This window comes from Pantoea latae (assembly GCF_002077695.1).
Classification (GTDB): domain Bacteria; phylum Pseudomonadota; class Gammaproteobacteria; order Enterobacterales; family Enterobacteriaceae; genus Pantoea; species Pantoea latae.
In genome coordinates this window covers 116,937-137,477 of the sequence record NZ_MWUE01000005.1, presented here as the reverse complement: position 1 = coordinate 137,477, position 20,541 = coordinate 116,937, and the positions used below count along the sequence as shown (strand labels likewise).

The window sequence follows — 20,541 nt, the reverse complement described above, 5'->3', positions numbered from 1 at the left end:
CAGAACGAATAACTTACGAAAAATGATGCAGAAACAGTAACCTACCTCAAAATAGGTATACAGAAAGGCGCTTGATGTATATCAATATGAGCGCAAAACGGCGCGCTATTGTAGCCTCAATTCCCGCAATTTTGAGGCAAGCATGAGCAAACACAATGTCGTCGTTATTGGTAACGGCATGGTGGGGCATCGCTTTATTGAGGAGCTGATCGACAAAGCCGAACCCGGCCAGTTCGCGTTAACCGTCTTCTGCGAAGAACCCCGCGTCGCCTATGACCGCGTCCACCTTTCCGCCTACTTCTCTCACCATACCGCCGAAGAGCTTTCGCTGGTGCGCGAAGGCTATTATGAAAAGCATCAGGTCAATCTGCTGCTGGGCGAGCGCGCCATCACCATCAACCGCGACGAGAAGCTGATCCACTCTAATACCGGCCGCGCCGTGCGCTACGATACGCTGATTTTCGCCACCGGCTCTTATCCCTGGATCCCGCCAATCAAGGGTTCGGAAGGCAGCGACTGCTTTGTTTACCGCACCATCGAAGATCTCAACGCCATTGAAGCCTGCGCGCGCCGCAGTAAGCGTGGCGCGGTGATCGGCGGTGGCCTGCTCGGCCTGGAGGCCGCGGGCGCGCTGAAAAATTTAGGTATCGAAACGCACGTGATTGAGTTCGCGCCGGTGCTGATGGCGGAGCAGCTCGACGTGCAGGGCGGCGAGCAGCTGCGGCGAAAAATCGAAGAGATGGGCGTGCGGGTGCATACCGGCAAAAATACCCAGCAAATCGTGCATCACGCCGCAGGTGGCAAAACGCTGGAGTTTGCCGACGGCAGCGCGCTGGAGGTGGACTTTATCGTCTTCTCCACCGGCATTCGCCCGCAGGACAAGCTGGCGAAGCAGTGCGGCCTGGCGCTCGGCCAGCGCGGCGGCATCGCCATTGACGACCGCTGCCGCACCAGCGATCCGGCGATCTACGCCATCGGCGAATGCGCCGCCTGGCGCCACCGCGCCTTTGGCCTGGTAGCGCCGGGCTACAAAATGGCGCAGGTGGCGAGCGATGCACTGGTGGGTCGCGACAGCCTCTTCCAGGGCGCCGACATGAGCGCCAAACTCAAGCTGCTCGGCGTGGACGTCGGCGGCATCGGCGACGCGCATGGCCGCACGCCGGGCGCGCGCAGCTTCGTCTGGCTGGATGAGAGCCGTTCGGTCTACAAACGCCTGATCGTCAGCGAAGAGGGCAACACCCTGCTCGGCGCGGTGCTGGTGGGCGACACCAGCGACTACGGCAACCTGCTGCAGCTGGTGCTTAACGCCATTCCGCTGCCAGAAAATCCCGAAGCGCTGATCCTGCCCGCCGGCAGCGGCGAAAAGCCGGTGATGGGCGTTGATTCGCTGCCCGACAGCGCGCAGATCTGCTCCTGCTTCGACGTCAGCAAAGGGGACATCGTCAAGGCGGTGCAGGCCGGCTGCCACACCGTGGCGGCGCTGAAAAGCGAAACCCGCGCCGGCACCGGCTGCGGCGGCTGCATCCCGCTGCTGACCCAGGTGCTGAACGCCGAGCTAAGCCGTCAGGGCATCGAGGTCAACAACCATCTCTGCGCCCACTTCCCCTACTCGCGTCAGGAGCTTTACCATCTGATCCGCGTCGAGGAGATCAAAACCTTCGACGCGCTGCTGGCGAAGTATGGCACCGGCTACGGCTGCGAAGTCTGCAAACCCACGGTGGCGTCGCTGCTGGCGTCGTGCTGGAACGACTTTGTGCTCGCGCCGCAGCATACGCCGCTGCAGGACAGCAACGATCTTTTCCTCGGCAATATCCAGAAAGACGGCACCTACTCCGTGATCCCGCGCTCGCCCGGCGGCGAAATCACGCCGCAGGGTCTGAAGGTGATTGGCGAGGTCGCCGAACGCTATCACCTCTACACCAAAATCACCGGCTCGCAGCGCATCGGCCTGTTCGGCGCGCAGAAAGACGATCTGCCCGCTATCTGGTCGCAGCTGATCGCCGCAGGTTTTGAAACCGGCCAGGCCTACGCCAAAGCGCTGCGCATGGCGAAAACCTGCGTCGGCAGCGCCTGGTGCCGCTACGGCGTCGGCGACAGCCTCGGCTTCGGCATCGCGCTGGAGAACCGCTACAAGGGCATCCGCACGCCGCACAAGATGAAGTTCGGCGTGTCGGGCTGCACGCGTGAATGCGCCGAGGCGCAGGGCAAAGACGTCGGCATTATCGCCACGGAAAAAGGCTGGAATCTCTACGTCTGCGGCAACGGCGGCATGAAGCCGCGCCACGCCGATCTGCTGGCGGCCGACCTCGACAGCGACACCCTGCTCGCCTACCTGGACCGCTTTATGATGTTCTACATCCGCACCGGCGATCGGCTGCAGCGCACTTCACTGTGGCTGGAGAGCCTGGAAGGCGGCATCGACTACCTGCGCAGCGTCATCATTGATGACAAGCTGGGCATCAACGCCAGGCTGGAGGCAGAGCTGGCCGAGCTGCGTGCCCGCGCGCGCTGCGAGTGGAAAGAAACCCTGGAGGATCCCGCCCAGCAGGCGCGCTTTGCCCACTTTATCAACGCGCCGCTGCGCGATCCCAACGTGCAGATGGTCGCCGAGCGCAGCCAGCATCGTCCAGCGCGGCCGGATGAGCGCATCGCCGTGACCCTGATTGAGGAGAGCGAAGTATGAGCCAGTGGACGCCCGTCTGCGATTTGCAGCAAATCCTGCCCGCTACCGGCGTATGCGCGCTGGTGAATAACCAGCAGATCGCCATTTTCCGGCCGCGCAACGATAGCGAGCTGTTCGCCATCAGCAATATCGATCCCTTTGCCCAGGCCAGCGTGCTGTCGCGCGGCATTATCGCCGAGCATGAAGGTACGCTCTGGGTCGCCAGTCCGCTGAAGAAGCAGCGCTTTCGCCTCAGCGACGGCCACTGTATGGAGGACGCGTCGCGCTCTGTCGCCGCTTATCCGGTCCGGGTAAACGCGGGCAAGGTCGAGGTATGTGCCTGACCCCATCCCTGCCCTGATGCTATGCTACGCCGCCGGCGCCCTGCGCGCCGGCTGTCTGCCCTCTCTTCTCGCTTTCAGGATGCGCTATGGACTACTTTCCCCTTTTTTGTCGCCTGCAGGGCAAGCGCTGTTTGCTGGTGGGCGGCGGCGAGGTCGCTGAGCGCAAGGCGCGCCTGCTACTGGCCGCCGGCGCCGATCTGCAGGTTGGCGCGCTGCGCTTTTCACCCGCATTCCAGCAGTGGGCCGACAGCGGCGAGCTGACGCTGATGGTCGGCGCGTTCGACGACGCCTGGCTGGACGGATGCTGGCTGGCGGTCGCCGCCACCGATGACGACGCGGTGAATCAGCAGGTGGCGGTCGCCGCCGAGGCGCGACGCATCTTCTGCAATCTGGTGGACGCGCCGGAGCAGGCCAGCGCGATTATGCCGTCGGTTATCGACCGCTCGCCGCTGATGGTGGCGGTCTCTTCCGGCGGCCGCGCGCCGGTGCTGGCGCGCCTGCTGCGCGAAAAAATCGAGGCGATGCTGCCGCAGCATCTTGGTCAGCTGGCGTCGCTGGCGGGCACGCTGCGCGCGCGGGTTAAGCAGCGCTTCGCCTCGATGGCGCAGCGCCGCTTTTTCTGGGAGCGCTATTTCACCAGCGATCGGCTGGCGCAGACGCTGGCCAACGGCGACACCGCGCGCGCGGATCGGCTGGTCGAGGCGCTGTTCAGCGACGCGCTGCCCGCGCAAGGGGAAGTGACGCTGGTGGGCGCCGGGCCGGGCGACGCGGGACTGCTGACGCTGAAAGGGCTGCAGCAGATCCAGCAGGCGGACGTGATTGTTTATGACCGGCTGGTGTCAGAAGAGATCCTGAATCTGGTGCGCCGCGACGCAGAGCGCATTTTTGTCGGCAAACGCGCCGGGCATCACTGCGTGCCGCAGGAGGAGATTAATCAGCTGCTGCTGCAACAGGCGCAGCGCGGCAGGCGCGTGGTGCGGCTGAAAGGCGGCGATCCCTTTATCTTCGGACGCGGCGGCGAGGAGCTGGAGAGCCTGGCGCAGCATCAGATCCCGTTCAGCGTGGTGCCGGGCGTGACGGCAGCCTCAGGCTGCGCCGCCTACAGCGGCATTCCGCTGACGCACCGCGACCATGCGCAGAGCGTGCGGCTGGTCACCGGCCATTTGCAGCAGAAGAACGCGCTGGAGTGGGAGAAGCTGGCCGCCGAGCAGCAGACGCTGGTGTTTTATATGGGCCTCTCGCAGGCGCCGCATATTCAGCAGCAGCTGATGCGTCACGGTATGCGCGCGAATATGCCGGTGGCGCTGGTGGAGAACGGCACCAGCACGCGGCAGCGCGTGGTGACCGGTACGCTGGCGCGGCTCGGCGAGCTGGCGCAGCAGGTGGAGAGCCCGTCGCTGATAATTATCGGCAGCGTGGTGTCGCTGCGCGACCGGCTGCGCTGGTTTTAGGCAGGCGACGAAAAGCGGAAATAAAAAAAGGCGGGTGTAAACCCGCCGTTTATGCCTGCTACAGTTGCTGCCGTTTCAGGGCGCGGCGACAAAGCCGATCGCTTCATACACCTTCTTCAGCGTCTCCTGCGCGCGTTCACGCGCTTTCTGCGCGCCGTCGCGCATCACCTGCTCCAGAAAAGCTTCGTCGTTGCGGTAGCGGTTGTAGCGCTCCTGCAGCTCGGTGAGCATGCCGGATACCGCATCCGCCACCGCGCCTTTCAGGTGGCCATACATCTTGCCTTCGAACTCTGCTTCCAGCTCGGCGATGGTTTTGCCGGTAACGCCAGCGAGAATATCCAGCAGGTTCGAGACCCCTGCTTTCTCTTTGACGTCGTAACGCACCACCGGCGGCTCTTCGGAGTCGGTCACCGCGCGTTTAATCTTCTTCACCACCGATTTCGGATCTTCCAGCAGGCCGATAACGTTGTTGCGGTTATCGTCCGATTTGGACATCTTGCGCGTCGGCTCCAGCAGCGACATGACGCGCGCGCCCGATTTAGGGATAAACGGCTCCGGCACACGGAAAATATCACCGTAGAGCGCGTTAAAGCGCTGCGCGATATCGCGGCTCAGCTCCAGATGCTGCTTCTGATCTTCGCCCACCGGCACCTGGTTGGTCTGGTAAAGCAGGATGTCCGCCGCCATCAGCACCGGATAGTCGAACAGCCCGGCGTTGATGTTCTCTTCATAGCGCGCCGATTTGTCTTTGAACTGGGTCATACGGCTCAGCTCGCCGAAATAGGCGTAGCAGTTCAGCACCCAGCTCAGCTGCGCGTGTTCTGGCACGTGCGACTGCACGAAGATGGTGCTCTTGCTGGGATCGATGCCGCAGGCGAGATAGAGCGCCAGCGTATCCAGCGTGGCTTTACGCAGCGCCGCCGGATCCTGACGAACGGTGATGGCGTGCAGATCGACGATGCAGTAAATGCAGTGGAAATCGTCCTGCATCTGCACCCACTGACGCAGCGCACCCATATAGTTGCCAATGGTAAGTTCGCCGGACGGCTGTGCGCCGCTGAAAACAATGGGTTTGCTCATGCTTGTGTCCTGATTAGTGCAGCCCGAGTAGGGGCAAAAGTTCATCAAAAGAGTCGAGTGTCAGGTCAGGGTTGCTGCCGGCGATCGGCTCGCCGTAGTTGTAGCCGTAGGTCATGGCGACGTTCGGCACGCCGGCAGCCTGGGCGGCCTGAATATCGTTGCGCGAGTCGCCGACAAACAGCAGCTGGTTCGGCAGCACGCCGAAGCGGCCCAGTACCAGAAAAATCGCCGCCGGGTGCGGTTTTTTCACGATCACGTCATCGCCGCCGATGATCAGCGTAAACGCCTCGGCGATGCCGAGCGACTCCATCAGCGGCGCGACGAACGGCGTCGGCTTGTTGGTGACGATCGCCATCGGAAAACCTTTCGCATGCAGCGCCAGCAGCGTCTCTTTCACCTGCGGAAACAGCGTGCTGCCCGCTTCTACCGTGTCGACATAGTGCTTATCAAACAGCGCGCGCGCGTCGCGCTGCTCGTCGGGCTGCGGTTCGCGGCCCAGCGCCCAGTTCAACGCGCGCGACATCATGACGTCGGCGCCGTTGCCGATCCAGGTGGAGGCGCGCTCGACGCCCGCAGGCGGCAGCTGCAGATCCGCCAGCGCGCGGTCGATCGCCTGCGCCAGACCCGGCGCGCTGTGCACCAGGGTGCCGTCGAGATCGAACGCCAGCGCGCGGATATCAGTGAAATGAGCCATTAACCTTCTCCAGTTCGTGTCGCATTTCATCGATCACTTTCTTGTAGTCGGGATGGCCGAAAATTGCCGAGCCGGCGACGAACATATCCGCGCCAGCGGCGGCGATCTGAGCGATATTGTCGATCTTCACCCCGCCGTCCACTTCCAGGCGAATGTTATAGCCGCCGTGATCGATGCGTCTGCGCGCTTCGCGCAGCTTATCCAGCGTGCCGGGAATAAAGGACTGACCGCCGAAACCGGGGTTCACCGACATAATCAGGATCACGTCGAGCTTATCCATCACATAGTCGAGGTAACTCAGCGGCGTGGCGGGATTAAACACCAGGCCCGCTTTGCAGCCGTGCTCTTTGATCAGCTGCAGCGTGCGGTCGACGTGCTCGCTCGCTTCGGGATGAAAAGTGATATAGCTGGCGCCAGCTTTGGCGAAATCCGGGATCAGCGCATCGACCGGCTTCACCATCAGATGCACGTCAATCGGCGCGGTAATGCCGTAGTCGCGCAGCGCTTTCAGCACCATCGGCCCCATCGTGAGGTTGGGAACGTAGTGGTTGTCCATCACGTCGAAATGCACCACGTCGCCGCCGGCGGCTAACGCTTTTGCGGTATCTTCACCCAGGCGGGCAAAATCCGCCGAGAGGATTGAAGGGGCCAGCAAATATTGTTTCATCCGATTCTCCCAATGTTGTGCGCCAGCCCTGCGGCTGACGTAATGCCTGGTCGCGGACGAAACAGACTAGCAGTAAAGTGCCAGCAGTTCGTCGACCTGTGTGCGACCCGTTATGCTCCGGCTGATAGAACGCCGCGCTTTAACCACATGTAATACTGCATCCTGATACCAGAGACGCGTCAGCGCGGTATCGTGATTCGAGATCAGAACCGGTATGCGGCTCTCCAGAGCCAGCCGCGACGCCAGTTCGGCGAGATGCTGCTGCTCACGCAGGCTGAAGCTGTTGGTGTGGTAGGCCGTAAAGTTGGCCGTTGCCGACAGCGGCGCATAGGGTGGATCGCAATAGACCACCGAACCCGCCTGCGCGTTGGTCAGGGTAACATCGTACGATTCACAGACAAAGGTCGCCTTTTGCGCCCGCTCGGCAAACCACAGCAGCTCGGCTTCAGGAAAGTAGGGCTTGCGGTAGCGACCGAAAGGCACGTTGAACTCGCCGCGCAGGTTATAGCGGCACAGGCCGTTGTAGCCGTGGCGGTTGAGATAGAGAAACAGCAGCGCGCGCTCATAGGGATCGCTACTGGCGTTAAAGGCGATGCGGCGCAGATAGTAGCACTCCGACGTATTGCCTTCAGGCGAAAACAGCCGACGCGCGTCTTCAATAAAGGCCGCGCTGCGGTGCTTGACGATGTTGTAGAGGTTGATCAGGTCGCTGTTGATATCCGCCAGGTGATAGCGCGCATAGTCGGTGTTGAGAAACACCGAACCCGCGCCGACAAAAGGCTCAATCAGGCAGTCGCCTTGCGGCAGATGGCGACGGATATCCTCCATCAGAGGATATTTGCCTCCTGCCCATTTCAGGAAAGCGCGATTTTTCTTCATGCTGTCGTGGTTATACATCTTATTGTGGAGCTGTGGCGGACCGACAGCAGAACGGCGCTTATCAACGGGGCCGGTTCGACCGGCCCCACATGGTTTACTGGCTGGCTTCTTTCTTCACCTGGCTTACAGGCTTCACCCAGGGATTTTGCGCGCGCACTTCAGCGGGCAGCGAAGCGACGGCGCGTCGGGCGTCTGCCGAGGTCGCGTAAGAACCGCTCACCAGCACGTACCATGGCTGGCCGTTGCGAGTGGTTTTATAAACGTGGTAGCCGCTAAGATTCTGTTTTTTCGCCCAGGCGTTCAGGCTCTCCGCGCGTGACGCGCCGCTCAGCTGCAGCGTGTAGTTGCCGCCCGGCACCGACTTGCCTGCTGCTGCGCTGCTGCTGGCCGCCGTTGCGCTGCCGCCTGTCGCGCCGTTGATCGCAGGACGCGCCGGCGTGGTATGGGTGCGGCTTTCGCTGGCTGCAGGTCGGCTGACGGTCGCGGATTTGTGTGCAGGCTCGCGCGACGTATGCGACGGCGCAGCGGTGCGCGGCGTGGTCGGACGCGTCGCCGCAGGCGCGCTAATGCTGTTGCTGGCGCTGCCGCTAATGGTCGCTGGCGCGGTTGGCAGCGAGCTGCCGCCCTGTGCGGCGCTGTCAACCTGCTGCTGCTGATTGCTCAGCGCGCTGTTGAGGTCGCCAGGCAGGGTGACGCGCTGCTGGTTAGCAGGCGTCTCTACCGGCGCGGCCTGCGTCGGCGTAGAGGAGACCGGCGGCATAGAGACGTCGCGCGGCGCGCTGTTGTCAGCCGGCGCGCTGCCTGTTGTCGCCCCTTCTGCTGGCGCGCTCTGGCCGCCGCTCATGGCGGTCGAGCCGGAGAGATCAATGCTCTTCTCGCCGCCGTTGCCGCCGGCAGAAGCCGGTGCGTTACCGGCGCTCTTGCCTGCGGCCGGTTTGCTCTCGTCCGGGCCTTTCAGCGCCGAACCAATGCCGAGCACCAGCAGCAACAGCACCAGAATGCCGATGCCCATCATCATATGCTGGCGCGAAACCGGCACCTTAACCTTAGGCGCGGAAGACGTCTTACGCGGGCGCGAGGGACGGCGGTCGCTGGCGTCAGGTTTTAACTCGTCTTCGGGTTTAAACTCATCCATTTTGCCTCCTCCGTAAAGCGGCATTCGGCCATGCGCACCCCGCGCGCCGCGTCACCACTTAACTGCTTATGTTCAGGGTTTCTGACAGTCGTTAATCGCAGCCAGCACCATATCATGCGCCACGCCGCTGCGCACTTCAGAGCGGCCCAGCGCCAGCGGCAACACCAGCCGCAGCTCGCCCGCCAGCACCTTTTTGTCGCGCAGCATATGCGGCAGATAATCTTCCGCCTGCATGCTTTGCGGGCCGTACACCGGCAAACCGGCGCGCTGCAGCAGCGCGATAATGCGCTGGGTGTCCGCCTCGCTGAACTGGCCGAGACGTTGCGCGGTGCGCGCCGCCATCACCATGCCCGCCGCGACGGCTTCGCCATGCAGCCAGTTGCCGTAGCCCATGTGCGCTTCGATGGCGTGGCCGAAGGTGTGACCCAGATTCAGCAGCGCGCGCTGGCCGTGCTCATGCTCGTCCGCCGCCACTACTTCTGCCTTCAGCTCGCAGCAGCGACGAATGCACCAGGCGATCGCCTGTTCATCCAGCGCCAGCAGCGCGTCCAGGTTCTGCTCCAGCCAGCAAAAGAAGTCGCCGTCCAGAATGATGCCGTATTTGATCACTTCCGCCAGACCCGACGCGAGTTCGCGCGGCGGCAGCGTGCGCAGACAGTCGGTATCGATCACCACCGATGCGGGCTGGTAGAAGGCGCCGATCATGTTTTTGCCTAACGGATGGTTAACGGCCGTTTTGCCGCCGACCGACGAATCGACCTGCGACAGCAGCGTGGTGGGCACCTGAATAAAGCGCACGCCGCGCTGATAGCTGGCGGCCGCAAAACCGGTAAGATCGCCGATCACGCCGCCACCCAGCGCAATAAGCGTGGTGTCGCGACCGTGCGGCTTCTGCAGTAACGCGGTAAAGACCTCATCCATCACGGCCAGCGTTTTGTACTGCTCGCCGTCGGGTAAAATCACCTGATCCACTTTGACGCCCGCAGCCGTCAGCCGCGCCGAAAGCGCGTCAAGATAGAGCGGCTCCAGCGTCTGGTTGGTGACCAGCATCGTGTTATCACCCGCTTTTAGCGGCCAAAAAGAAGCCGGATCCTTGAACAGTCCGGCGGCAATGGTGATGGGATAGCTACGCTCTCCCAGTGAGACGGTGATCTTCTCCATGATGCTCGATACCTGTTACTGAGCCTTTCGGCATTAGATCAGTTTTTTTCCAACATGTGGATAATCTGGTTGGCCACCACTTTCGCACTTTGATCGTCAGTACGAATGGTGACATCCGCGATCTCTTCATAGAGCGGGTTGCGCTCGTCCGCCAGCGCTTCAAGCACTTCGCGCGGCGGGGAATCAACCTGCAGCAGCGGACGCTTTTTATCGCGTTGCGTGCGTGCCAGCTGTTTCTCGATGGTGGTTTCAAGATACACCACGACACCACGGGCGGAGAGACGATTGCGTGTTTCCCGAGATTTGACGGAACCGCCGCCGGTCGCCAGGACAATGCCCTGCTTCTCGGTCAGCTCGTTGATAATTTTTTCTTCGCGGTCACGAAATCCAGCTTCGCCCTCGACGTCAAATACCCAGCCCACATCCGCTCCGGTACGTCGCTCAATTTCCTGATCGGAATCGAAAAATTCCATATTGAGTTGCTGAGCTAACTGACGACCAATAGTGCTTTTGCCGGCACCCATCGGCCCAACCAGAAAGATATTGCGTTTCTCTGCCATTTTGTCGGTATTACTAAGAATTCGTTGATGATACCCCGCGTTCAGCGATTTCGCTGGCGGGACAGGAACTGAGACCTCATGAGCGTTAGCAAGAGTCAGACGAAAAATTATCTCAACACTCAAGGCCGTTTGGCAACCGAATAAATCGCTCGCCGGCATTCCCCTTGCGGGGCCGGTGTGCGGTGCGCGAAACGATACGCATTAGCGCTGCGCTTTTTACGCGCCGCCTTCAGAGGAAACTTCTGACCCTGACGGATACGCGCCGTCGGGACGGTTACAGCGTTCTAAAAATCGCTAAACCTTGTAAGCTAATTCCTGCCCTGCGTCAACGCAGTTGGCACTGGAGGGCGCATTTTCCGGTTTATCCGGCCGTAAGCGCTGCTTCCCTGACCAATCGCGGCGTAATGAAGATGACCAGCTCGCGCTTTTTATTTTCCGTGGTCTGATGGCGAAACAGCGCGCCTAACAGCGGAATATTGCCCAGCAGCGGCACCCGACTTTCGCCCTGGCTGCGCTGCTGTTGAAAAATACCGCCCAGAGCCAGCGTCTCGCCATCTTTTAGCGTGACCTGGGTTTCAATTTCCTGCTTGTCGATAGAGAGAATGCTGCTGTCGCCGTTCTGGATGGCGCGGCCCGGCACATTCTGGCTGAGTCGGATGCGCAGCAGAATACGTCCGTTGCCCAGCACGTTGGGCGTGACCTCCATCCCCAGCACCGCCTCTTTGAATTCGATGGTGGTGGCGCCGCTGTTGCCCGCCGAAACCTCATAGGGAATTTCGCTGCCCTGCTTGATGGTCGCCTTCTGCTGATGCGAGGTGAGCAGACGCGGGCTGGCGATAATCTCCACCTGATTCTCCTGCTCCAGCGCGCTCAGCTCCAGGTCGAGCAGCTGGCCGCCGATGCGCGCCAGGGTGACGCCCGCGGCGATGCCCGGCGAGCTTGCCGCCAGCGGGATCGCCAGCCGGGGATGGCGCAGCGCCTCGCTGACCGCCTCTGCACCAGCGGGCAGGCTCCAGCTGACGCCGAGTTCGCGCAGCGTCTCCTCGCTGATGGTGACGATATGCGCCGCCAGCTCCACCTGCTCGAGCGGTACGTCAAGCGCCTGCAGCCAGCGCTCCGTCTCCTTAAGCGCCGCCGCCGTATCGCGCAGCAGCAGCGCATTGGCGCGCGCGTCCAGCGTCACGCTGCCGCGCGGCGTCATCAGCGACAGCCGCTCGCCCTGCAGGCTGCGATAGACCTCCTCCGCGCTGGCGTAGCGTAGCGTCACGGCGCGCAGCACCAGCGGCTGCTGCTCGACCGCAATGGCCTGCTCGGCCTGCGCCTCTTCTCGCTGATGCTGGCGCCAGCTGTCGGGATAGACCAGCAGCACATTCTCCTCCTCCACCACGGTGAGCCCGGCCAGCCGCGTCACCAGCGACAGCGCCTGTCGCCAGGGCACGTCGTCGAGCCGCAGCGAAAGCTGGCCCTCTACGCCCGGCGCGATTAACAGATTCACGCGCTGATAATCCGCCAGCGCCTGCAAAATACGCTCAACCGGCGCGTCGTCGAAATTAAGGCTGAGCCGCTGGCTGCTGCTGGCCTGCGCCGGCGCGAGCAGGACGCACGCCGTCAGCAGAAGTATCATCCTGAACACAGGTGCCTCCCTTCAGTGAAAATGTGATGCGCTGCGGCGCACAGCCGCGGCCTGTGGTGAGCGTCAGGCTGCGCGGCGTGATAGCGCCCAACTGCCAGCCCACCAGCGGCAGAGGCGTTGCCGACGCCACCGCCACCCTGGCGCCCTGCGGCGCAACCAGCCAGGCGCGCAGGCTGGCTCCGCGTCCCAGCACGCCCTGCAGCCGCCAGTGGGTCAGCGTGTCCGGCGGCGGGCACGCCGGGCTGGCCAGCGGCTGAAAGGGATCGCGCGGCGCGGCGCTCAGGCTGAACGTCGCCAGCGTGACACACAGCCATCTAGCGCGCATCGTCGCTCTCCAGCCAGAGTCTGGCCTGCACTTTTCCCTGCTGCGCCTCTAGCAGAAAGCGCGCGGGGAAAGGCGTCGCGGTGCGCGCCAGCTCGGCAAACAGCGGTTGAAACTGCGGCCACGCCAGCAGCAGGGTTAAGGCGCGCGGCGCAGACTCCGGCTGCCATGCCGTCAGCTGGTCGCCGCGCGCCGCCAGGAGCGCCTCAAGCGGCGCGGCGCGCGCGGCGATCTGACGCGCCGTCTCGTCGAGCTGCGACCGCAACAGGTTTTCCGCAGGCAGCGCTCTGAGCTGCGCCTGCTGCTGTCGAGACTGCTGTTGGAGAGCAGCGAGATCGGCGCGCAGCGCCTGCTGCGCCCGCTGCTGAGGCCGAAGCAGCAGCAGCCATATTCCCAGCATCGTCGCCGCCAGGCACGCCGTCGCAACCGCGAGCCGGGCGCGCAGCGGCAGGTGCAGCCAGCGTTCCAGCGCGCTATTCATCATCGACCTCGCCAGGGTAGGCGCGCAGCGTGAAGCGATAGAGCCCGTCCGGCTGACGCTCGACGCTGCCCTGCTTTATCGCCGCGAACAGCGGCAGGCCACCCAGCCGCCGACGCAGCTCGCCTATTGCCTGCATACTCTGCGCGCGCCCCTCGATGCTGAGCCGCTCTGGCTGTTTCTCTACGCGATCGAGCCACAGCGGGTCGGGCAGCAGCGCTGGCAGGGCCTGCCAGAACTGATGCCAGCGCAGCAGCTGGTCGGCGTGACGCCGGACGCGGCGCCACTGCGCCTGTTGCGCGGCCAGCTGCTGCTGCAAGGCGCGGCGCTGGGCGAGCCGGTCGCCGCTTTCCGCCAGCGCGGCGCGCGCCTCACGCTGCGCGGCCTGCAGCCGCTGGCTGGCGCAATCGAGGCGCCACAGCTGCCAGGCCGCCAGCAGCGCCAGCAGCAGCAGCGCGGCGGCGCCAATGCTCAGGCTGACGCGCCGCTGACGCCGCAGGCGGGCCTGTCGCCACGGCAGCAAATTCACCGCGATCATGGGCAATCCTCCGGACGCAGCGCCAGGCCGGCGGCGATGCAAAATGCCGCCTCCTGCTGCGGCAGCGGCGGCTGCCGGTAAGCAAACAGCTGCAACGGCGAAAAAGGCGTGAAGGCGTCAGGCAGAGCGACAGAGGATGGCGCGCAGCCGTACAGCGCGCGCGCCTGAGGGAAATAGCGCGACGGCAGCGTCTCCGCCGCGCTGTCCGCCACCGCGCTGCCAACCAGGCCTTCGCTGGCGCGGCTATACCAGAGCCACTGCGCATCCTGATAGAGCAGCAGCGCGGCGTCCTCAGCCAGCCCCGCGGCCAGCGCGGTCTGCGCCAGCGCATGAGTGGCGAGTTCAAAAACCGCAGGCCGCAGCGCGCTCTGTTGCAGCGGCGCCAGCCACTGCGCAATCGCCTCGCGCCGCGCCGCCGTCACATAGAGCTGGCGATCCGCTTCGCTGGCGCGATAGTCGAGCGCCAGCGCGTCAGGTTCGACGGGAAAGAGACGCTGCGCCGCCGCCGTCACGTAACGTCCCAGCGCCGGCTCCTGCAGTCGCTGGGCGGGCAGCGCCAGCGGCCGCTGCAGCACCAGCTGCGCAGGCAGCGCGACGCGCAGCGAATAGCGCTGCGGCAGCTGGCGCTGCAGGTCGCGCAGCGCCGCCTGCAGTTCAGGCGAAGATTGCAGCAGGCCGTTTCTTAACGTATCTTGCGGCAGCCCTTGCTGCCACCAGCGGCAGAGTTGCCAGCCGCCGCGTCGGCGCTGTACGGCGAGAGCGCAGAGCTGCGTATTCTGAATATCCAGTCCGACTTGCCATGTCTGAAAAGCCATGCGCGCGATCTCCTTATCTACAGGGGCAAAAGGACATATCAAAGCGTCTGGCTTGCCTTTATACTACCGCGCGGTTGTTTATAAACTGCCCAAACGACAACAGATGGGAAATTCCAGGTGAAGTTCGTAAAGTATTTATTAATCCTTGCAGTGTGTTGCGTCTTGCTGGGAGCTGGCTCGATTTATGGTTTGTACAAATACATAGAGCCGCAGTTGCCTGACGTTAACACGCTGAAAGATGTGCGCCTGCAAACACCCATGCAGGTGTACAGCGCGGATGGCGAGCTGATCGCCCAGTACGGTGAGAAACGCCGTATCCCATTAACGTTGCAGCAGATGCCGCCCGTGATGCTCAAAGCTTTTATCGCCACGGAAGACAGCCGTTTCTATGAGCACCATGGCGTGGATCCGGTGGGCATTTTCCGTGCGGCGAGCATCGCGCTGATGTCCGGCCACGCCTCACAGGGCGCGAGCACCATCACGCAGCAGCTGGCGCGTAACTTCTTCCTGAGCCCGGAACGCACCCTGATGCGTAAAATCAAGGAAGCGTTTCTCGCCATTCGCATTGAGCAGCTGCTGAATAAAGATGAGATCCTCGAACTCTATCTGAACAAAATTTATCTCGGCTACCGCGCCTATGGCGTCGGCGCCGCGGCGCAGGTCTACTTCGGCAAACCGGTCGACCAGCTTTCCCTGAGCGAAATGGCGATGATCGCCGGCCTGCCGAAAGCGCCGTCGACCTTCAACCCGCTCTATTCCCACAGCCGCGCGCTGGCGCGTCGCAACGTGGTGCTGGCGCGTATGCTGGATCAGCACTACATCACCCAGCAGCAGTATGACGAGGCGCGCAGCACGCCGCTGGTGGCGGTCTATCACGGCCCGGAAATCGCCTTCTCCTCTCCCTATCTCAGCGAGATGGTGCGTCAGGAGATGGTGAAGCGCTACGGCGACGGCGCCTACAACGACGGTTACAAGGTCTACACCACCGTGACGCGTCGCCTGCAGCAGGCGGCGCAGGAGGCGGTGCGCAACAACGTGCTGGCCTACGATATGCGCCACGGCTACCGCGGCCCGACCAGCGTGCTGTGGAAGGTGGGCGAACCCGCCTGGAGTCAGGAGCAGATCCTGAAGGCGCTGAAGCCGCTGCCCGCTTATGGGCCGCTGCTGCCTGCTGTCGTGACGCAGGCGAGCAGCAACGAAGCGACCGCGATGCTGAAAGACGGCACCAGCGTCTCGCTGGGCCTTGCCGGCGTGCGCTGGGCGCGCGCCTTTAAGTCGGATACCGTTCAGGGCCCGACGCCGCGCAGCGTGACGCAGGTTATCCAGACAGGCCAGCAGATTTGGGTGCGCAAAGTCGATAACGACTGGTGGCTGGCGCAGGTGCCGGACGTCAACTCCGCGCTGGTGTCGCTCGATCCGCAAACCGGCGCGGTGCGCGCGCTGGTGGGCGGATTCGACTTTAACCAGAGCATGTTCAACCGCGCCACCCAGGCGCTGCGCCAGGTCGGCTCCAACATCAAGCCGTTCCTCTACACCGCGGCGATGGATCGCGGCCTGACGCTCGCCTCGATTCTCAACGACGTGCCGATCTCACGCTGGGATGCGGGCGCGGGCGCTGACTGGCGGCCGAAGAACTCGCCGCCGACCTACGACGGTCCAATCCGCCTGCGTCAGGGCTTAGGTCAGTCGAAAAACGTGGTGATGGTGCGCGCCATGCGCGCGATGGGCGTCGACTACGCGGCGGAGTATTTGCAGCGCTTCGGCTTCCCGGCGCAGAATATCGTGCATACCGAATCGCTGGCGCTCGGCGCGGCCTCGTTTACCCCGCTGCAGGTGGCGCGCGGCTACTCGGTGATGGCGAATGGCGGCTTCCTGGTTGACCCTTACTTCATCAGCAAGATTGAGAACGAGCAAGGCGGAACGATTTTCGAAGCGAAACCGCGCATCGCCTGCCCACAGTGCAATCTGCCGGTGATCTACGGCGAGACTCGCAAAGCGCTGGCGCTGAACGAGGAGAGCGTAGAGAACGTCGCCACTTCCGATCAGAACCAGAATCAACCCGCGCCGCAGCCGGCGCTGGAGCAGGTGCCCGCCCAGCCGCAGCCGGACGGTCAGCAGTATGCGCCGCACGTGATCAACACGCCGCTGTCATTCCTGATCAAGAGCGCGCTGAACTCCAATATCTTCGGCGAACCGGGCTGGATGGGCACCGGCTGGCGCGCTTCGCGCGATCTGAAACGCAACGATATCGGCGGCAAAACCGGCACCACCAACAGTTCTAAGGACGCCTGGTTCTCGGGTTACGGTCCTGGCGTGGTGACCTCGGTGTGGATCGGCTTTGACGATGCGCGGCGCGATCTGGGCCGCAGCACGCTGTCGGGCGCGATCCCTAATCAAATTTCCGGCTACGAAGGCGGCGCGAAAAGCGCTCAGCCAGCCTGGGACGACTACATGAAGAGCGCGCTGGACGGCGTGCCGGAGCAGCCGCTGACGCCGCCGGACGGCGTGGTGACGGTGACCATCGATCGCAGCACCGGCAAGCTGGCTAACGGCGGCGGCAATACGCGTCAGGAGTATTTCATCAACGGTACGCAGCCGACGGAATATTCCGTGCATGACGTCGGCACCACCATTATGGATAACGGCGAGAGCCACGAGCTGTTTTAAGCCCTGCCGTGAGTAGCAAAAAAGGCCGACATCGCTGTCGGCCTTTTTATTTTGGAATGTGCCAACGCGGGCGAGATGGCCCGATCGCAAAGACGCAAAAAGCGGCATCCCTGCCAGCTCGGCCCGCGCGTATACGCCCCTCATCCCTGAGGGGCGCCCATAAACGGGCCAACGCGTTGCGTTGTTCAAAAACGCTCCCGGCGTTTTTGTCCCTGTCGCGGGACGCTTTGCTCTTCGGTCCATCTCACCCGCTTACAAGCTTTAGAGCTGTCTGTAAAAGTCAAAGCCCTGCCAGTTTCAGGCAATGTCGTATCCGTTAGTAGCTCAGCCGCCCCTGGCGCACCAGCCATTCGCGCACCAGAAACAGCGCGCTGACGTTGCGCGCCTCGCGGAAGTCCGGCTCCTGCAGCAGCGCCAGCAGGTTATCCAGCGGCCAGCGATGCTCGATCAGCGGCTCTGGCTCGTCGCCTTCCAGCCGCTCCGGGTAAAGCCCTTCCGCCACCACGATATTCATCTTGCTGGAGAAGTAAGAGGGCGCCATGGTGAGCTTGCTGAGAAACTCCAGCTTCTCGGCACCAAAGCCGACTTCCTCTTTCAGCTCGCGGTTCGCCGCCTCGAAGACATTCTCGCCGGGATCGATCAGCCCTTTCGGAAAGCCCAGCTCATAGGTCTCCAGCCCCACCGCATACTCCTGAATCAGCACCACCTGGTCGTCGATAATCGGCACGATCATCACCGCCTCGCGCTCCGACGGCTTCATCCGCTCATAAACGCGGCGCGCGCCGTTGCTAAAAGCGAGATCGACCGATTCAACGGTGAACAGACGCGAACGCGCTACCGTTTCCACATTGAGGATGTCAGGTTTTTTTAACGGGTTCTTCATATCAGCCTCAGACTTTCAACGCCGTGCTCTACCGGGAAAAAATCAGCTTACCTGACCACAGGCGAATGTGCGACAGCGAGTTTAGACCCGTAGTCTGGCAGAAGGCGACGCCGCACGATATCAACGAATTGTTATAGCAGTTAACGTTTTCGCCATAAGTCAACGTCGAAGAGTAAAATTCAGAAAAGACCGATGTTTAATTCAGTTTCTAACGGTTAACATTCGGACAAGGCATGCTGCATTAACTTCTAATTTAATGATTTTGCGCGTTATTTCCTCCGGCATTTAACTTGTCAGAGTTGTTTATTCCCGCCAAAATTGTCTTAAATAACAGTTCTATCTGGGAGCATCTGGCTAACGTGAAGGCAGGATTTTGGCTGAATTGAGCAAAGCATGAGCACAATCCTCATTGTATTGATAATAGTGCTGGTCTGCTCAGCTCTGGCAGGCGTCGGCTTTTGGTACGCTATGCGGCATCGTCCGCCGTTGGCGAAACCGCTGCCATTTATCAGTCCGCCCTGCCGTAAACTCACCGATGACGAACGTCGCGCGGTAGAGAAATATGTCGCCTCGATTGCCAGACAGTCGCGTCCCGTCACGCCTGGCGAAAAGCACCCCGCGTTCGACAACCTGACGCTCACCGCCCAGAGCAGTAACGTCTATCCCGTGACGCGCGCCATTACCCGCTACGGCCTCTCAACGGACGATCCGCACAAGTGGCGCTACTATCTCGACGAAGTCGAAGTGCATCTGCCGCCGCACTGGGAGCAGTACATCACCGATGAGAACTACGTCGAACTGATCCGCACCCAGACCGTGCCGCTGGTGATCTCGCTCAACGGCCACTCGCTGATCAACTATGGCACGGACCAGCCGGCGCTGCCGGCGCTGGTGCGTCCGGGATCGACCAACGCCTCGATCCGCAAGGAAGAGAGCGAAAACGTCGAGCTGCTGCAGGTGCGCAAAGAGACGCTGGAGGAGTATCAGCTGACGCGGCCGGACGGCACGCGCGAGGCGGTCACTATCACCTTCGCCTTTTTGCTGTTTTTCGTCAGCCTGCTGGTGCCCGCCAGCCTGATGGGCTGGCTGGTGCTGCTGGGCTGCGCCATGATCGGCGCCAGCGTCTGGTCACTGTTTCACATTCCTGCGCAAAAGCGCATGCGCGATATCCACTGCCTGCGCGGCGCGCCCAAGCGCTGGGGCCTGTTCGGCGAGTCGAACCAGGAGCAGAGCAACATTACGCTGGGCATTATCGACCTCGCCTATCCGCCGCACTGGCTGCCCTATGTGGCGCACGATCTCGGCCAGACCACCGACGTCGAGATCTACCTGAACCGTCAGGTGGTGCGTCAGGGCCGCTTTCTGTCGCTTCAGGATGAGGTGCGCAACTTTCCTATCCAGCGCTGGCGCAAAAACGTGGTGCTGGCCTGCGGCTCGCTGCTGGTGATGGCGCTGCTGGTGAGCTGGATCCCGCTCAGCATGCCGATCAAACTCAGCCTGGCCTGGATCAAAGGCACCGAAAGCCTGGCCGTCGACAACGTGGACAAGCTGGCGGCGCAGACGCTGCACGTCGGCGATATTTTAAAGGTCAACGGCACTGGCATGTGTTCCGTGCCCGATAACTATCAGAGCAACCGCAGCTACGCCTATATGCCGTTCGACTGCTCGGCGGTCTACTGGAACAACGCCTCGCCGCTGCCTCAGCCGCAGTCCGACATTATCGACAAAGCCGCGGCGCTGCTGGACGCCACCACGCGCCAGCTGCATCCAGAAACCAACACCGATCCCAAGCTCAACCCGCAGCTCGCCTCGGCGATCCAGAAATCGGGCATGATCCTGCTGGACGACTTTGCCGACCTTGTGCTGAAAACCCAGGACCTCTGCAGCCAGCAGCAGGATTGCGTGCGGCTGAAGAACGCGCTGGTCAATCTCGGCAACGCCAAAGACTGGGATACGCTGGTGCGCCGCGCCGATTCCGGCCAGCTCAACGGCATGAACGTGCTGCTGCGCCCGGTCAGCGCGGAAGCGCTGGAAAATCTGGTCAATACCGCGACTTCCAGCTTCTTTTTCCGCGAGACGCGCCGCGCCGCTGAAAACCTTAACAGCCCGCCGCCGGGCGGCTTCCTGATCGTCAGCGACGAGGGTCGCCAGCTGGTGAATCAGCCGCAGCCGACGGTGTCGCTGTTCGATCTCGACGCGCCGTCGCAGTGGCGCGAGCTACAGCGCCTCTCCGGCATGCTGCTGCACACGCCGTTCAGCGCCAGCGGCATCATCACCGGCCTGTCGGTCGACGCCAACGGCACGCGTCATATCGCGCTGCACAACGAGCCGGATGCGATGGCGATGTGGCGCTATCTCGGCACCGCCCTGCTGCTGACGGTATTGCTCGCCTGCGCGCTGATCAACGGTCTACTGGCGCTGCGCCGCATTCACCGCAACCGTCAGCGCATGGCGAACATTCAGCACTATTACGACAAATGCTTTAATCATAATCTTGGCACCATGCAGAGCGTGCGCTCGATGTTCTGACGCGGCCGTCGCCGCCTCTCACCCTCCCCTCTTCCCGCCTGTT

At 62.5% G+C, this 20,541-nt stretch carries 18 protein-coding genes; 5 read left to right on the top strand and 13 right to left on the bottom strand.

The window, feature by feature from the left end:
* Positions 1-142: 142 nt before the first annotated feature.
* The 3 genes from nirB to cysG all read left to right on the top strand — a co-directional run bounded on the left by nirB (position 143) and on the right by cysG (position 4,457).
* Positions 143-2,683, top strand: a complete 2,541-nt coding sequence (gene nirB, locus B2J69_RS03880; protein WP_081136597.1) for a nitrite reductase large subunit NirB — start codon at positions 143-145, stop codon at positions 2,681-2,683.
* On the top strand, positions 2,680-3,006 hold the full coding sequence (gene nirD, locus B2J69_RS03875) for a nitrite reductase small subunit NirD (protein ID WP_081136595.1): 327 nt from the start codon (positions 2,680-2,682) through the stop codon (positions 3,004-3,006). The genes nirB and nirD overlap by 4 nt, the downstream gene beginning before the upstream one ends.
* 86 nt (positions 3,007-3,092) lie before the next feature.
* Positions 3,093-4,457: a siroheme synthase CysG gene (gene cysG, locus B2J69_RS03870; protein ID WP_081136593.1), complete on the top strand. Its 1,365-nt coding sequence runs from the start codon at positions 3,093-3,095 to the stop codon at positions 4,455-4,457.
* 75 nt (positions 4,458-4,532) lie between these two features.
* On the opposite strand, the gene trpS is transcribed toward cysG, so the two are convergent.
* The 12 genes from trpS to pilM all read right to left on the bottom strand — a co-directional run bounded on the left by trpS (position 4,533) and on the right by pilM (position 14,419).
* Complete coding sequence (trpS, locus tag B2J69_RS03865) at positions 4,533-5,537, bottom strand: tryptophan--tRNA ligase (protein WP_081136591.1); 1,005 nt, start codon at positions 5,535-5,537, stop codon at positions 4,533-4,535.
* A 13-nt stretch (positions 5,538-5,550) separates the two neighbouring features.
* Positions 5,551-6,231, bottom strand: coding sequence for a phosphoglycolate phosphatase (locus B2J69_RS03860; RefSeq protein ID WP_081136589.1), 681 nt, complete (start codon positions 6,229-6,231; stop codon positions 5,551-5,553).
* Entirely contained in the window at positions 6,215-6,898 is a 684-nt protein-coding gene (gene rpe, locus B2J69_RS03855; RefSeq protein WP_033753082.1) for a ribulose-phosphate 3-epimerase, read from the bottom strand. Before rpe ends, B2J69_RS03860 begins: the two co-directional genes overlap by 17 nt.
* Positions 6,899-6,964: 66 nt before the next feature.
* The gene (gene dam, locus B2J69_RS03850; protein ID WP_081136666.1) at positions 6,965-7,777 is read right to left on the bottom strand and encodes an adenine-specific DNA-methyltransferase; all 813 of its coding nucleotides are present in this window, start codon (positions 7,775-7,777) and stop codon (positions 6,965-6,967) included.
* Positions 7,778-7,871: 94 nt separating this feature from the next.
* Positions 7,872-8,912, bottom strand: a complete 1,041-nt coding sequence (locus tag B2J69_RS03845) for an SPOR domain-containing protein (RefSeq protein ID WP_081136587.1) — start codon at positions 8,910-8,912, stop codon at positions 7,872-7,874.
* A 72-nt stretch (positions 8,913-8,984) separates the two neighbouring features.
* Entirely contained in the window at positions 8,985-10,073 is a 1,089-nt protein-coding gene (aroB, locus tag B2J69_RS03840) for a 3-dehydroquinate synthase (RefSeq protein ID WP_081136585.1), read from the bottom strand.
* Positions 10,074-10,111: 38 nt separating this feature from the next.
* A complete protein-coding gene (aroK, locus tag B2J69_RS03835) occupies positions 10,112-10,633 on the bottom strand; it encodes a shikimate kinase AroK (protein WP_033792589.1) in 522 nt (173 codons plus the stop codon).
* Between the two features lie 361 nt (positions 10,634-10,994).
* Positions 10,995-12,257 carry a DNA uptake porin HofQ gene (hofQ, locus tag B2J69_RS03830; protein ID WP_081136581.1) on the bottom strand — a complete coding sequence of 421 codons (1,263 nt, stop codon included), beginning with the start codon at positions 12,255-12,257 and terminating at the stop codon, positions 10,995-10,997.
* Positions 12,184-12,591 carry a HofP DNA utilization family protein gene (locus B2J69_RS03825; RefSeq protein ID WP_081136579.1) on the bottom strand — a complete coding sequence of 136 codons (408 nt, stop codon included), beginning with the start codon at positions 12,589-12,591 and terminating at the stop codon, positions 12,184-12,186. Before B2J69_RS03825 ends, hofQ begins: the two co-directional genes overlap by 74 nt.
* Positions 12,581-13,072 carry a HofO family protein gene (locus B2J69_RS03820; protein ID WP_081136577.1) on the bottom strand — a complete coding sequence of 164 codons (492 nt, stop codon included), beginning with the start codon at positions 13,070-13,072 and terminating at the stop codon, positions 12,581-12,583. The genes B2J69_RS03825 and B2J69_RS03820 overlap by 11 nt, the downstream gene beginning before the upstream one ends.
* Positions 13,062-13,604, bottom strand: a complete 543-nt coding sequence (locus tag B2J69_RS03815) for a PilN domain-containing protein (protein ID WP_081136575.1) — start codon at positions 13,602-13,604, stop codon at positions 13,062-13,064. Before B2J69_RS03815 ends, B2J69_RS03820 begins: the two co-directional genes overlap by 11 nt.
* Positions 13,601-14,419 (bottom strand): pilus assembly protein PilM, encoded by an 819-nt coding sequence (gene pilM, locus B2J69_RS03810; protein ID WP_081136573.1) that lies wholly within the window; start codon positions 14,417-14,419, stop codon positions 13,601-13,603. Before pilM ends, B2J69_RS03815 begins: the two co-directional genes overlap by 4 nt.
* Positions 14,420-14,536: 117 nt before the next feature.
* Here pilM and mrcA point away from each other — a divergent pair, with 117 nt between their 5' ends.
* Complete coding sequence (gene mrcA / locus B2J69_RS03805) at positions 14,537-17,086, top strand: peptidoglycan glycosyltransferase/peptidoglycan DD-transpeptidase MrcA (RefSeq protein ID WP_081136571.1); 2,550 nt, start codon at positions 14,537-14,539, stop codon at positions 17,084-17,086.
* 316 nt (positions 17,087-17,402) lie between these two features.
* Here mrcA and nudE read toward each other — a convergent pair whose 3' ends face one another.
* Positions 17,403-17,969 carry an ADP compounds hydrolase NudE gene (nudE, locus tag B2J69_RS03800; RefSeq protein WP_081136569.1) on the bottom strand — a complete coding sequence of 189 codons (567 nt, stop codon included), beginning with the start codon at positions 17,967-17,969 and terminating at the stop codon, positions 17,403-17,405.
* 393 nt (positions 17,970-18,362) lie between these two features.
* Between nudE and B2J69_RS03795 the strand changes: the two genes are divergently transcribed.
* On the top strand, positions 18,363-20,498 hold the full coding sequence (locus tag B2J69_RS03795; RefSeq protein ID WP_081136567.1) for an intracellular growth attenuator family protein: 2,136 nt from the start codon (positions 18,363-18,365) through the stop codon (positions 20,496-20,498).
* Positions 20,499-20,541 lie beyond the last annotated feature (43 nt).

Excerpts from the sequence above, each read along its gene's own strand:
- nirD (WP_081136595.1), top strand. The coding sequence starts at position 2,680 with ATGAGCCAGTGGACGCCCGTCTGCGATTTGCAGCAAATCCTGCCCGCT.
- nudE (WP_081136569.1), bottom strand. The coding sequence starts at position 17,969 with ATGAAGAACCCGTTAAAAAAACCTGACATCCTCAATGTGGAAACGGTA.
- B2J69_RS03820 (WP_081136577.1), bottom strand. The coding sequence starts at position 13,072 with ATGATGAATAGCGCGCTGGAACGCTGGCTGCACCTGCCGCTGCGCGCC.
- B2J69_RS03795 (WP_081136567.1), top strand. The coding sequence starts at position 18,363 with ATGAGCACAATCCTCATTGTATTGATAATAGTGCTGGTCTGCTCAGCT.
- nirB (WP_081136597.1), top strand. The coding sequence starts at position 143 with ATGAGCAAACACAATGTCGTCGTTATTGGTAACGGCATGGTGGGGCAT.
- dam (WP_081136666.1), bottom strand. The coding sequence starts at position 7,777 with ATGAAGAAAAATCGCGCTTTCCTGAAATGGGCAGGAGGCAAATATCCT.
- B2J69_RS03860 (WP_081136589.1), bottom strand. The coding sequence starts at position 6,231 with ATGGCTCATTTCACTGATATCCGCGCGCTGGCGTTCGATCTCGACGGC.
- B2J69_RS03815 (WP_081136575.1), bottom strand. The coding sequence starts at position 13,604 with ATGATCGCGGTGAATTTGCTGCCGTGGCGACAGGCCCGCCTGCGGCGT.
- rpe (WP_033753082.1), bottom strand. The coding sequence starts at position 6,898 with ATGAAACAATATTTGCTGGCCCCTTCAATCCTCTCGGCGGATTTTGCC.
- aroK (WP_033792589.1), bottom strand. The coding sequence starts at position 10,633 with ATGGCAGAGAAACGCAATATCTTTCTGGTTGGGCCGATGGGTGCCGGC.
- B2J69_RS03825 (WP_081136579.1), bottom strand. The coding sequence starts at position 12,591 with ATGCGCGCTAGATGGCTGTGTGTCACGCTGGCGACGTTCAGCCTGAGC.
- cysG (WP_081136593.1), top strand. The coding sequence starts at position 3,093 with ATGGACTACTTTCCCCTTTTTTGTCGCCTGCAGGGCAAGCGCTGTTTG.
- aroB (WP_081136585.1), bottom strand. The coding sequence starts at position 10,073 with ATGGAGAAGATCACCGTCTCACTGGGAGAGCGTAGCTATCCCATCACC.
- hofQ (WP_081136581.1), bottom strand. The coding sequence starts at position 12,257 with ATGATACTTCTGCTGACGGCGTGCGTCCTGCTCGCGCCGGCGCAGGCC.
- pilM (WP_081136573.1), bottom strand. The coding sequence starts at position 14,419 with ATGGCTTTTCAGACATGGCAAGTCGGACTGGATATTCAGAATACGCAG.
- B2J69_RS03845 (WP_081136587.1), bottom strand. The coding sequence starts at position 8,912 with ATGGATGAGTTTAAACCCGAAGACGAGTTAAAACCTGACGCCAGCGAC.
- trpS (WP_081136591.1), bottom strand. The coding sequence starts at position 5,537 with ATGAGCAAACCCATTGTTTTCAGCGGCGCACAGCCGTCCGGCGAACTT.